This is a genomic window from Streptomyces sp. NPDC041205, from assembly GCF_055591765.1.
This window is the reverse complement of sequence record NZ_JBVIZH010000009.1, coordinates 124,185-136,523: the sequence shown is the minus strand read 5'-3', so window position 1 is coordinate 136,523 and position 12,339 is coordinate 124,185. Positions and strand designations below refer to the sequence as shown.

Below are 12,339 nucleotides of genomic sequence, written 5' to 3'. Positions count from 1 at the left end.
CTCAGTGCCCGGTACGCCGACTGGTGTGCCGGGCACTGCCGTGTCCGGATCCGCTACGCGCAGACCGCCTGCTCCCACGCCTTGAGGGCGAGGCCCGGCTCGTCCTTGCGGTGGGTCAGGCGCAGCGCCCCGGTGCCGGGCACGAAGGTCGCCGCGATCACCCGGCCCGCGGCGTCGGTGGCGAGGGCGACCCGCGCGTCCACCGGCAGGGCGGGGCCCGACTCGGCCCACCAGGCGCCCGCCGACTCCAGCTCGGTCGGGTAGGCGGCGAAGGCGACGCGGCCGCTCTCGGCGCGCTGGGCCAGCAACGTGCAGTCGTGGCCGTCGAGTTCGCAGCGCATGGCCGAGACCGGCCCCGGGCCCGCGGCCGTGAGGAGGCGTACGGGCTCGTCGGCCGCGGTGCCTCGCCAGGCGCACAGCTCGCCGTCCTCGTCCGTGAAGAACAGGGTGGTGTGTTCGGCGGAGGTGGCGAGGGCGCGCAGGGTGCCGGGGCGGGCCCTGACCGGCAGCGGCTCCTCGTCCAGGGCGGGGACGGCGCCCGGCGAGGCCTGGCGCCAGCACAGGATGCTGTCCTGGGTGGCCGCGTACGCCGTGACCAGGCCGGATTCACCCGTCACGACGGCGAGCGGGCCGCGCACCCCTTGGCCCTTGAGGTCGCGCCAGGGACCCCAGCCGCCCTTCTCCTTCTGACCGCGCATGCTGACCCCGCCGCCCCGGTTGGGCACGAACACATGGGCACGGCCCTGGGCGTCGACGGTGACGGCGGGGACGCCGGTGCTCTGGCCCTTCTTGTTGGGGTGGCCGAGGGGGTTCCAGTCGAGGGCGGTGAGATGTGGCTGGAAGTGCGTGGAGTGCACGAGGCCGGACTCGCCGGAGACCGTGGGGCGCCACGACACCAGGTGGGCGTAGCTGTCGGCGCCCTGGGCGACGGCGAGGACGGGGTGGACGCGCTGGTCGCCGCCGACGACGCGGGGCGCGGTCCAGGGTTCGCCGGGGTGGCGTTGGGTGCGGCAGACCACGGCGTCGCTCTCGCAGGCGTAGACGGCGAGCCTGCCGTCGCGTGCGCGTATGAGCCAGTCGCCGTTCACGGTCGGTGGGGTGGGGGCTGGGGGCATGCGGCGGTTTCCGTGGCCAGGGACGTCGGGTCACAGCAACTCTAATGGGCGAGGTGGGGGTGGGTGCACGCGGGCGTGCGAGGCTTGGCCGCATGGACCTTGTGACCCTCGTCGTGGACGCCGCCAATGTCGTGGGCTCCGTGCCGGACGGCTGGTGGCGGGACCGGCGGGGCGCGGCGGAGCGGCTGCGGGACCGTCTGGTGCCGTTCGCCGCGGCGGGCCTGCCCGAACTGCCGGGGCCCCTCGACGTCGTCCTCGTCGTGGAAGGACAGGCCCGAGGCGTCGGGTCCGTCCCCGGCGTACGGGTCGACTCCGCCCCCGGCAGCGGCGACGACCGGATCGTGGAACTGGTCGCGGAGATCCCGGGCCGCCGCGTGGTGGTGACCGCGGACCGCGAACTGCGCCGCCGGGTGAGCGCGCTGGGGGCGGAGTGCGTGGGGCCGCGGACGGTGCGGAACTAGGGCCCGCCCGCCCCGGCGCTCAGGCCCGCTCCGGTGCTCAGTACCAGGCCCCGCACCACACCTGCGCGCCCGCGCCGTCGACCGTGCAGACCCGGACCTTCAGGTCCTTGATCTTGACTGCCGGGTCGGTGTGCAGGCTGGTGTGGCGGCCGCTGTCGCTGGCGTCCTTGACCGTGTTGAGGGTGCGGGTGGCGGGCTTCCAGGTGGTGCCGTCGAGCCAGGAGTAACCGGCCTGCAGGATGGCGTCGTTGCCGTCCTTCTTGAGGTCCCACGTGTTTCCGTAGACGCCGCCCTTGCCGGTCTCCCAGTCCACGCGGAGGACGGCGCGGGCGCCCTGGGAGCCGTCGTACGGGGTGACGAACGAGCGGGACTCGGCGTAGTGGACCTCGCCGTCGGTCCAGTGCTCGGGCGCGGCCGTCGCGGGCGCGGCGAGGGCGGTGGTGGCGAGCGCGGCTCCGGCGAGCGGCAGCAGGACGCGCGCGGGCACCTTGGCGATCTTCATGAACTCCCCCTTCTGCGGCCCGCGTTGTGGGGCCGTCGGCGATCGGGCGGCCCAGACAAACACGCCGCCCCGCGGCTTGTCATCAGCGATAGGGGCTCTCGCTCCTGTCGCGGGTGGCGTTCTCGCCAGGTAGGGGGTGAGGAGGGGTACGACGCTCCCGCGCGGGCCTGGCCGGGCCCGCGCGGGAGCCGGCCGGCTAGAGGCGCTTGGCGCTGCGCAGCGCCTTGGCGTAGTAGCCGTTGCCGTCGAGGCGGGACGTGCCGCCCTTGTCGCCGATGGTGGGGCCGTTGACCTCTTCGCGGCTGGAGATGAATATCTTGTGGCCCTCGGCGTCGTGGCCGAGGAAGATCCCCACGTGGTCGAGACGCTCCTTGGTGCGGGCGTCGAGCTTGAAGAAGACCAGGTCGCCGGGCTGGACCACGTCGATCGTCTTCGGGCGGTCGGTGGCGCCCACGCCCTTGAGCGGGATGACGGGCGCGCCGAGCTTGCCGCGGGCCATGCCGTTGGCGGTGCGGGGCAGGCCGTCGCCGGTGGTGTCGCTGGCCATCAGCGGGAAGCGGGCCCGGTAGCCGAAGACGGTCCGGATGAAGCCGGAGCAGTCGATGGCGCGGGCCCGCTTGGCCTCGGGCTGGATCGTGGTGCCGTCGCGGAAGGTGTACGGGATGCCGAGGTAGTCGTAGAAGTCGGACTGCTCCTCGCGCAGGTCGTTGCCCTCGCTGCCGGCCGGGTTCAGGGGCCCGAAGCTGGCGTCACCGGCGTAGGAGATGCCCTCGTCGTCCTTCTTGACGGGCGCGCCCTCGACGTACTGGAACGCCATCGCGAAGATGTCGTCCTCCTCGCTGCCGGCGAACTCCTTGAACCAGTCCTTGAACCACTTCTCCTTCTCCGCGCCCTTGCGCCACACCTCCGGCATCAGCCGCACCCAGTCGTCGGTGACGACCTTCGACTTGGTGTTGCTGGGCTCGGCGAAGGTGCGGCTCGGCCCGGACAGGGTCGCCGTGCGGGCGCCGTCGGTGAACGAGGCGAGGACCTTGCCGTCCTCGGTGCGCAGGACGGAGCGGTCGGGGTTGCGCAGCCGCTCCCACTTCTGCTTCCCGTCGGCCTGGCCGGTGCCGTTGGTCAGGTCCGGGGTGTCGGTGACGGCCTGCACCGTCGGCGTCTTGTCCTTCTCGTCCTTGCGCAGTTCGACGGTCAGGTAGGTGCTGCCCGCGAGCAGGGCGAGGACGGTGACGGCGTGGACTGCGGGGCGCTTCTTCTTGGGCGGCATGTGTGGCTCCGGTTATTCAGGCGGAGGGCATGAAGCCGAGGAGGATCCCGGCCGTGAGGACGACATAGGCCATGAGGGTCACCGATCCCGTGGCGAGCAGGGTGGGGCCCTTGGGCTGACGGACCAGCTGGTAGGCGATCAGGCCCGGCACGATGAAGCCGAGGGTCTGGTTGCTGTACATCAGCGGGAACTCGATCGAGAGCACGATCATCACGGTGGCCTGGAGCACCACGCCGGTGAGCACGACCGCGGCGAACAGGCGCTTGCCGTAGAGGATCACGAACTTCTGCATCAGCAGGGTGCAGACGTACGTCAGGACGGTGACGCCGACCACCATGGCGGCGCGCTGGAGGTCCTCGACGAGGGTCAGCGCGAGCCAGCCCGGCGTGATCATGCCGCCGGGCGACAGGTTGGTCGTCAGATAGCAGACGAGCGAGAACAGCAGCCCGAGCGCGATGCCGACCGCGGCGATCTCGGGGGTGAGGACGGACGGGATCAACGCTGCTCTCCTGGGCTGTGCCACTGCTGGGTTTCATCCGCGGCGGGCGGGGCGGGCGGGACGCGCGGCTCGAACAGGCCGCGGGGGGCGGGAGGTTGGGACGGGTCCTGCGGGTGCGCCGCGTGCGGCGCGCGGTAGGACTCGTGCGGCGCGTACTGCTCGTGCGCGCCCTGGGGCTGGTGCGGGGCGTGCTGGTGGTGCTGGCCCTGCGCGGGCTGCTGGCCGTGCCGGCTCTGCTGAGCGTGGTGCGGATGCGCGGCCTGCGGGTCGTGCTGCGGGTGCTGGCCGTGCTGACCCTGCTGGCCGTGGTGCGTGTGCGGGGCCTGCTGGTGCTGCTGGCCGTACGCGTCGTAGGTGACCGACGTGTCGTACGACGCCTGCTGTGCCGCGTACGGTTCCTGCGCCGCGTACTGCCCCTGGCCCTGCTGGTACGCACCCTGCCCCGCGTAGGGGTCCTGGGCGGCCTGGCCGTCGTACTGCGGGTAGGACTGCTGTGCGGTGCGCTGCACGGGGACGTGCGGCACCGGGACCATCCGGTGCGAGCCCGTGTTCGTGTACCGCGACTCGTACGCCTCCGGGTAGTGCTGGTACGGGTCGATGTGCGGCTCGTACAGCTGGTGGCTGCCGGTGGTCTCGTTGGCGGATTCGCCCGCCGGGGCCGCCGGGGTCGCCGGGTCCTCGCTCTCGTCGGCGGGGAGCTCGGCGAGGTGCTCCAGGAGCAGTTCGCCCTGGCCGTGGATGTTGCCGATGGCCACGAGCGAGGAGTCGGCGCCGAGCTGCCCGAGCAGCTGGCCCATGAACTCCTCCGGGTCGCGCCGGTCGCCGCCGAGGTCCACCGCGCGCGAGCGCCAGTCGGCGGGGATGGCGTCGATGGCGGACTTGGCGGGGTGGCCGATGACGAAGACCTTGTCCGGCTGCAGGTCCGGGATGATCTCGCCCATCTGGCCGTTGCGCTCGACGCGGTCGGGGCGGCAGTTGATGACGACGTTCAGGGGCCGGTGGATGGCGCCGAGGTCGAGCAGCTGGTTGATGTTCATCAGCGTCGACTCGGGGTCGTTGGCCGCGAAGACGTTGGCGAAGCGGAGCTTCTTGCCCTCTTCGGTGACGTACCGCTCGACGGAGAGGACACCGGGGTCCGGCGGCGCGTCGTACATGCCCTGGAGGGCGACCTCGCGGCCGACGCCGAGGAGTTCGGCGACCTTCAGCGCGATCGACACGTTCTCCTTGAAGGTGAACCAGCTGAAGCCTCGCAGCTCCTCGTCGCTGACCGTCTCCGGGTCGGCGTAGATCAGCTCGCAGTTCCGGGCGTCGGCCTCCTCCTTGAGGATCGCGAAGCGGTCCTTCTCGGCGGTCACGCAGATGCCGTTCTCCGGCATCGAGCGGGACAGGGAGCGCGCCACGTCGTCCAGGGTCGGGCCCATCTCGGCGAGGTGGTCCTCGCGGACGTTGCAGAGCACGCCGATGGTGGAGCGGATCAGCTTGGACTGGTTGATCTCCTGGAGCGCCGGCATGACCGCCATGCACTCGATGACCAGCGCGTCCGGGTTGTACGCGGCGGCGCGCCGCACGATGCCGATCTGCTCGACGACGTTGGCGATGCCGAACTTGCGGTAGACCGGCTCCTCGGTGGCGTCCGGGTGGATGAACCGGGCCGCGGTGCCGGTGGTCTTGGCGACCGTGGTGAGGTCGCCGCCGCGCAGGGCGCCCGCGCACAGGCGGGTGATGGAGCTCTTGCCGCGGATGCCGTTGACCAGCACCCGCGACGGTATGTGTTCCAGGTTGGTGAAGTGCCGTCGCTGCTCGATCACGCCCGCGACCAGCAGGACGGCGCAGCACACCACCAGGACGGTGTAGAGGAAGAGCACAGCGGTTCAGTTCCTTCCGGCGAGGCCGGCACTCGCGCCGTCCCGCTTGCGCTGCGTGCCCGACGGCAGCTGCTGCCTGATCAGTTCGAGGCTGCGCGTGACGGCGCCGACCTCGTCGTGATGGACCGGGTACAGGACGGTCTTGCGGTCGCCGTCGGCCAGGGCCTCGGCCTGGTCGGCGAGCTTGCGCAGCGGCCGCACCACGATGATGTGCAGCCAGCCGAGGCAGGCCGCCGCCGCCGTGAGGCCGAGCATGCCCGCGAGGACCGTGCGGTTCTGCAGGGTGTACTCGGGGATCTCGAGGTTCGACGCGGGCTGCCAGCTGACCACGGACCAGCCCAGTTGCTCGGCCGCGCCGCCGCCGGCGAACGGGGCGGCGGCCGCGATCTGGATGTCGCCGCCGTCGCGGTACAGCACGCCGCTGGGGCGCGGCTTGCCGCCGACCTTCTGGCCGGTGCCCTCGACGAGCCCGTTGAGGCGGCCGCTGGGCAGCCCCTGGAACTCGCGGTAGCCGTTGTTGCCGCCGAGCACCCGGCGCTTGGCGTCGACGACGCGGACCTCGCCGAGGCCGGGGCGCTTGAGCAGCGAGTTCAGGAACTCGATGCGGAACTCGCCCACCACGGCGGCGCCTTGGCGGCCCGGCACCTCGGCGGTGCCGATGATGACCGGCTCCTTGCCGTCGTCGTCGATCACCCGGACCGCGTCGTCGGACGGCTTCTCGCCGGAGGGGCTGCGCGGGTCGTCGCCCGCCTTGGAAAGCACCTTGCCGTCCTTGTCGAGGACGTACAGCGAGCGGTAGCGGGAGTGCTGGTTGCGGGTGCTCTCCAGGACCTTGTCCATGTCCGAGGGGTCGGTGCGGGCACCGATGAGGGACGCGAGCGAGGTGAGGTCGGCGTGGCCCTCGTTGAGGGCACGGCGGACCCGGTCGGAGAGGGTGTCGGTGCGCTCGCGCTGGTCGTTGACCATCTGCTGCGGCACCTGGACGGTGTCCCCGGCGCGGTTGAGGAGCAACAGCAGCGGCGCCGACCAGACGAGCAGCAGCACACCGGCGACGGCGAGCAGGGTCCGGCTGCCGAGCCCCTTGCGCTTGGCCGGGGTGGCCTTGGCCGCCGGTTCGCCGTTCAGCTGGCGGCGCAGCCGTTCCAGGGCGCCGCCGATGCGGGCGGCCTCGCCGTGCTTGGGCACGGACACGGGTCGGCCGAGGTCGCCGCGGGTGAGTCTGCGGCTCTCCAGGAACAGCCGGATGAGCGGGCGCTGCACGGTGCGCAGGAGCAGGAAGACGGTGAGGCCGCCGATGACGAGGAGCGCGCCCGCGGCGAACAGGCCGAGGGCGGAGCCCTTGGTGCGCTTGGCGTCCTCGGCGACCGGGATCATGGAGACGACGCTGAGGCCGAGGCGGGTGGCCACGGTGGACTCGCCCGCCTCCGGTGCGGCGAGCGAGGCGTAACCGGCGATGGACCGCTCACCGAGGTGGCGGTCGCCGACCAGGTGGCCGCTGACACCGAGATAGCCGCCGGAGCCGGGCTCCTTGGCCAGGATCGGGTGGCTGCGGGACTTCTTCGCGGCGGTCTCCGCGAACGCCTTGAGCTGCTTCTCGGAGGCCTTGACCTCCGCCCGTTCCTCGTCGGTGCTGACCTGCTCGGGCGCGGGGATGCCGTCGGTGCTCAGCACCTTGCCGTCGTCGCCGACGACGGCGATGGAGCGGAAGTTGCCGAGGCTGATGCCGGGGAAGCGCAGGCTGCTCGATGCGACCAGGAGCTGCTGCGGCTGTCCCTTCCAGGCGAGGACGGCGAAGGCGAGCAGACGGGTCTCGCCGCTCTCCAGGCGCACCATGCGGGGCGCGAGGCCGTCGTCGTCGGAGAGCTTCGCGCGGTCGATCGCGGCCAGCGGCACGTTCTCGCCGCGGGCGGCGAGGAGCTTGCCCGAGCGGACCTCCATGACCGCGGTGCCCATCCACTTCTGGTACACGCTGCTGATCTTGTCGAGCACGGCGTCGGCGGGCACCGGGTCGGCCGCGTTGAACAGATCCGCGGTCCGGGTGAGGTCGGTGACGCTCTCGTCGATCGAGGCGCGCAGGGCGATGGCGCCGTCCTCGGCGAAGTGCTGCTGGGACGACTTGACTGCCTTGGGGACGGCTTCCTGGCCGACACGGCCAAGAGTGAGGGCGGTGACGCCCGCCAGGGCAAGGAGCAGGACCGACAGCACGGCGATCGGGGGGCGGATGCCTCCGATCAATGACATGTCGGTCCTTCGGCGGACCTTGTGCCGCCGCTTCGTGGGCGAAGCGGCCAAGGGGGTGCTCCTCTCCTGGAGTGACACAACGAGTGACACTGATGTGACACGGGGTGTGGGTGTCGCGCCGCGGCGCGCGCGGGCGCACGGGTGCGATCTGGAATGTCATGACCCATGACGGGCCCGGATGGATGTACGAGCGTAGCGAGATGTGAGCTACATCAAAGATCCACTTCCGGCATCCTCCACAAGGATGCCGGGCGGTTCACCTGGAGTTCCGCGGAACTTCTCAGTCCGGCAACTTCTCCAGAGGCTTGAGGCCGTCCTTGCTCGCGCCGCGGTTGAGCAGCGTGCCCTGGGTGCGCTCGAACGCGAGGCGGTAGCGGGCGCGTTGCTGGGTGGTGAGGCCCTTGTCCTCGCGCAGCGCGGTGGCCACGTCGAGCAGGCGGTGGTCCTTGACCGCGCCCTTGGGCAGCGCTCCGCCGTCCTCGTCGGGCTCCGGCGGGATCTCCGTGAAGGTCGGCACGTACTTGGCGTCGACGTCCCAGTCGTCGCCGTTCTTGCGGAACTCGAACCAGCCGATGACGCCTTCCTCGGTCAGTCCGCTGGGCGCGTCGTGCCGGGCGATCTGGTTGCCGAGTCCGTACGCGATCCAGGTGCCGTCGACCTTCTCCATCGGCTGCACGACGTGCGCGTGGTGGCCGATCACGAGGTTGATCCCGGTCTCCTTGGCGATCCTGCGGCCGAGTTCGACCTGCTGGGCGGCGGCGTTGGGCTGGTGCTCCTTGCCCCAGTGGATGCTCAGGATCACGACGTCGGCGCCCGCGGCGCGGGCCTTCTTCTCGGCGGCGGCGATCCGGTCGAAGTCGGTGAGGTTGGCGAGCCAGGGCTTGTCCTTGGGCACCTCACGGCCGTTGAAACCGAGGGCGAAGGCGATCTGGGCGACCTTGACGCCCTTCACCTTGGTGATGAGGGGCTTGTCGGCCTCGGCCTTGGTGCGGGCGGTGCCGGTGTGGCGCAGGCCCGCCTTGTCGAGGGCGTCGAGGGTGCGGGTGACGCCTTCGGGGCCGTGGTCGAGGCTGTGGTTGGAGACGCTGGAGCACTGGTCGTAGCCGACGTTCTTGACGGCGGTGGTGATCTGCGGCGGGACCACGAAGTCCGGGAAGCCCTGGAACGGGCCGCCGGGGGCGCCCACGACCGGCTCGAAGTGGCAGATGCCGAGGTCGGCCTTGCTGATCACCGGCTTGATGCCGGCCATCATCGGGTCGAAGTCGATGCCCTTCTCACCCTTGCCCGTCACCTTGCCGTCCTTGCGGGCCTGCTCGGTGAGTTCGGGGTGGATGAGGATGTCGCCCGCGGCGGCGACGGTGAAGGTGGGCTCGCCGTCGGCGGCGTCGCCGTCGTCGCCGAAAGGACCGCAGGCGGTGCCCGCGAGCAGGACGAGCGAGGCGGCGCAGGTCGCTATGAGCCTGCGAGAAGGACGTGTCATCACGAGGCTATCTTTATACAACCATGACTCACCCTCCAATTCGGTCGATAACAAACGCAAAGCGGCGCAGGGGTCTTGTGGCGCTTGCCATCGTCCTGGCGAGCGTGTTGTGCCTCACACAGTGCTCCTCGGCGTCGGACAGCGAGAAGCCGCGCTCCGCGTGGGCCGACCGCTCCCCGGACCGCCGCCCGTCGGCCGACCGCTCCCCGGAGGGCCGGGAGCCGTCCGCGACGCCGTCCCCCTCGGCCACGTCGTCGCCGCCCGGCGGCCGCGTCCGGGCCGACCTGGAGCGCCGGGTCACCGCGTACACCTCGGGCTTCTCCGAGGACAGCGGCTACCGCCGCCCCTCCGCCAGGGACCGGCGCACCGTCGCCGAGGGCGTGGCCCTGCTCCTGGACCGGCACCGCTCCCGGGCCGAACGCCGCCTGGCCGACGTCGACTTCCGGGTACGCACGGTCACCGACACCGAGTCCGGGCGGCGCTACGCCGAGGTGTCCGACCTGTCCGAGGACGCCTCCGCGCCGCGCGGCTGGGGCCGGGTCTACGTGGACGTCGACTCCCCGATCCGCTGGTCCGTGCAGGTCCCCCACCCCGTCGCCGACCGCCACACCGAACGGCTCGGCGCCGCGCTTCTGAGCCGCTCCCCCGGCGGAGTCATGGTCATTGCGGGGGCACATCGCAAAGCCGGGCGCGACGACGAGGCAGACGTGGCACACCGGCGGAAGAGTGTATTCCACGCCATCTGCGACGAGTTGGCGAAGCGCGGCGTGCCCGGCATCCAGGTGCACGGGATGGCGGACGACTCCGCCCCCAAGTACGACGTGGTCGCCTCCACGGGCAAGGGCCGCGAGGCCGTCGCCGAGGGCCGGGACCTGGCGGACGCGCTGCGCCGCCGCGGCTACGACGTGTGCCGCGCCTGGGCCCGCTCCTGCCCCCTCGAAGGCCGCAAGAACGTCCAGGGCCGGGGCGCCGCCGCACAGGACACGGAGTTCCTGCACGTCGAGTTCGGCGCCCGGATCCGCGATCGCGAGCGGCACCTGCGGGCGGCGGTCTCGGCGATGGCGTCGGTGACGCGGGACTGGCGGCGGATGTAGCCCTGGTGCCCCTGAGGGCACCCAGGAGCCCTCAGGGGCACCCGGGCCCGCCCGGGCCGCCAGGACCGCGACTCTCCCCTCACCGCTCCCCCAGGCCGCGAAGAGCGAGCAAACCCACGGGGAAGGCGAAGACTGCCCCGGCCGCCCGCTCCGAGGGCGGGATTTGCAGGGCGAGTGTGCCCGAAAGGGCAGCGGCGCGAGGGACCCGACCGGCACGGCCGGGACAGCGTCCGGCCCCGTGCGCTCCCCTCCGAAGGGACCGCACGGGGCCGGACGACCGACGGCTACGACTCCTTGCCGTCGCGGCCCGGCGGCCGCAGCACCTCGCCCACCGCCGTCTCCTGCTGCCGTCCCAGGCGGCTGTGCGAGCGGCTGTAGAGGAAGTAGACGACGACGCCGAGCGCCATCCACCCGGCGAACCGGACCCAGGTCTCGGCGGGCAGGTTGAGCATCAGCCACAGCGAGGCGCCGACGGACAGGATCGGCAGGAACGGCACCCACGGCGTGCGGAAGGAGCGGTGCAGATCGGGGCGCGTCCTGCGGAGGATGATCACGCTGATCGCGACGATCACGAAGGCGAACAGGGTGCCGATGTTCACCAGCTCGGCGAGCTCGCTCAGCGGGGTGAACCCGGCGAGCACCGCGATGATCACGCCGAGCAGGATGGTCGGCCGGTACGGGGTCTTGAAGCGCGGGTGGACGCGGGAGAAGAAGCGCGGCAGGAGTCCGTCGCGGCTCATCGCGAAGAACACCCGGGTCTGGCCGAGCAGCAGGATCATGCAGACCGTGGTCAGGCCGACGGCCGCGCCGAAGCTGATGAAGCCCGCGTACCAGGGGTGTCCGGTGGCCTTGAAGGCGTCGGCGAGCGGGGCGTCCACGGAGAGTTCGCTGTAGTGCTGCATGCCGGTGACGACGATCGACACGGCCACGTAGAGCGTGGTGCAGATGAGCAGCGAGCCGAGGATGCCGCGCGGCATGTCCCGCTGCGGGTTCTTGGTCTCCTCGGCGGCGGTGGCCACGATGTCGAAGCCGATGAAGGCGAAGAAGACGACGGAGGCGGCGGTGAAGATGCCCATCACGCCGAAGTTGCCCGGAGCCCAGCCGAACATCAGCTGGATCAGCGGGGAGTGCAGTCCGCTGCCCGCCTCCACCTCCTGGGCCTTCGGGATGAACGGGTCGTAGTTCTCACCCTTGATGAAGAAGGCTCCCGCGACGATCACGACGAGGACGACGATCACCTTGATCGCGACGACGAGGGAGGTGATCCGCGCGGAGAGCTTCATGCCGAGGACCAGGATGAAGGTGAGCACCAGGACCAGCGCGGCGGCCAGGATGTCGAAGCCGAAGCCGTCGGCGCCGTCCCGGCCGCTGAGCGCCTCCGGCAGCTGCCAGCCCGCGTTGTCGAGCAGCGAGGCGACGTAGCCGGACCAGCCGACGGCGACCACCGCCGTGCCGAGCGCGAACTCCAGGACGAGGTCCCAGCCGATGATCCAGGCGGGCAGCTCGCCGAGGGAGGCGTACGAGAACGTGTACGCGGACCCCGCCACCGGGAGCGTGGAGGCGAACTCGGCGTAGCAGAGCGCCGCGAGGGCGCAGACGACCCCGGCGACCACGAAGGCCAGGGCGACCGAGGGACCGGCGTTGTTCTTGGCGACCGTACCGGTGAGGACAAAGATGCCGGTGCCGATGATGACACCGACGCCGAAGACGGTCAGGTCCAGCGCGGACAAGGATTTCTTGAGCGCGTGTTCTGGTTCCTCGGTGTCGAGGATGGACTGCTCGACCTTCTTCGTCCGGAAGAGGGTGCTGCTCACG

At 71.4% G+C, this 12,339-nt stretch carries 10 protein-coding genes; 2 read left to right on the top strand and 8 right to left on the bottom strand.

The features are described 5' to 3' along the window. Positions 1-53: 53 nt before the first annotated feature. Positions 54-1,088: a PLL family lectin gene (locus ACZ6BG_RS32125; RefSeq protein WP_469008176.1), complete on the bottom strand. Its 1,035-nt coding sequence runs from the start codon at positions 1,086-1,088 to the stop codon at positions 54-56. A 119-nt stretch (positions 1,089-1,207) separates the two neighbouring features. On the opposite strand from ACZ6BG_RS32125, the gene ACZ6BG_RS32120 reads away from it, so the two are divergent. Then, positions 1,208-1,576 (top strand): PIN domain-containing protein, encoded by a 369-nt coding sequence (locus ACZ6BG_RS32120; protein WP_469007782.1) that lies wholly within the window; start codon positions 1,208-1,210, stop codon positions 1,574-1,576. A gap of 37 nt (positions 1,577-1,613) precedes the next feature. Here the strand turns inward: ACZ6BG_RS32120 and ACZ6BG_RS32115 are convergent, their stop codons facing one another. The 6 genes from ACZ6BG_RS32115 to ACZ6BG_RS32090 form a co-directional block, all read right to left on the bottom strand. Then, the gene (locus ACZ6BG_RS32115; RefSeq protein ID WP_469007779.1) at positions 1,614-2,078 is read right to left on the bottom strand and encodes a hypothetical protein; all 465 of its coding nucleotides are present in this window, start codon (positions 2,076-2,078) and stop codon (positions 1,614-1,616) included. Between the two features lie 196 nt (positions 2,079-2,274). Next, positions 2,275-3,345 carry a C40 family peptidase gene (locus tag ACZ6BG_RS32110; RefSeq protein ID WP_469007777.1) on the bottom strand — a complete coding sequence of 357 codons (1,071 nt, stop codon included), beginning with the start codon at positions 3,343-3,345 and terminating at the stop codon, positions 2,275-2,277. Between the two features lie 16 nt (positions 3,346-3,361). Continuing rightward, the gene (locus tag ACZ6BG_RS32105) at positions 3,362-3,844 is read right to left on the bottom strand and encodes a poly-gamma-glutamate biosynthesis protein PgsC/CapC (protein ID WP_030357209.1); all 483 of its coding nucleotides are present in this window, start codon (positions 3,842-3,844) and stop codon (positions 3,362-3,364) included. Further along, positions 3,841-5,709, bottom strand: coding sequence for a poly-gamma-glutamate synthase PgsB (gene pgsB / locus ACZ6BG_RS32100; protein ID WP_469007773.1), 1,869 nt, complete (start codon positions 5,707-5,709; stop codon positions 3,841-3,843). The genes ACZ6BG_RS32105 and pgsB overlap by 4 nt, the downstream gene beginning before the upstream one ends. Positions 5,710-5,715: 6 nt before the next feature. After that, the gene (locus ACZ6BG_RS32095) at positions 5,716-7,950 is read right to left on the bottom strand and encodes a HAMP domain-containing protein (protein WP_469007769.1); all 2,235 of its coding nucleotides are present in this window, start codon (positions 7,948-7,950) and stop codon (positions 5,716-5,718) included. Positions 7,951-8,230: 280 nt separating this feature from the next. Next, on the bottom strand, positions 8,231-9,430 hold the full coding sequence (locus tag ACZ6BG_RS32090) for a CapA family protein (protein WP_469007766.1): 1,200 nt from the start codon (positions 9,428-9,430) through the stop codon (positions 8,231-8,233). A 77-nt stretch (positions 9,431-9,507) separates the two neighbouring features. On the opposite strand from ACZ6BG_RS32090, the gene ACZ6BG_RS32085 reads away from it, so the two are divergent. Beyond that, on the top strand, positions 9,508-10,524 hold the full coding sequence (locus ACZ6BG_RS32085) for a hypothetical protein (protein WP_469007763.1): 1,017 nt from the start codon (positions 9,508-9,510) through the stop codon (positions 10,522-10,524). A gap of 284 nt (positions 10,525-10,808) precedes the next feature. On the opposite strand, the gene ACZ6BG_RS32080 is transcribed toward ACZ6BG_RS32085, so the two are convergent. Continuing rightward, a complete protein-coding gene (locus ACZ6BG_RS32080) occupies positions 10,809-12,338 on the bottom strand; it encodes an amino acid permease (protein WP_469007760.1) in 1,530 nt (509 codons plus the stop codon). Between the last annotated feature and the right edge of the window lies 1 nt (position 12,339).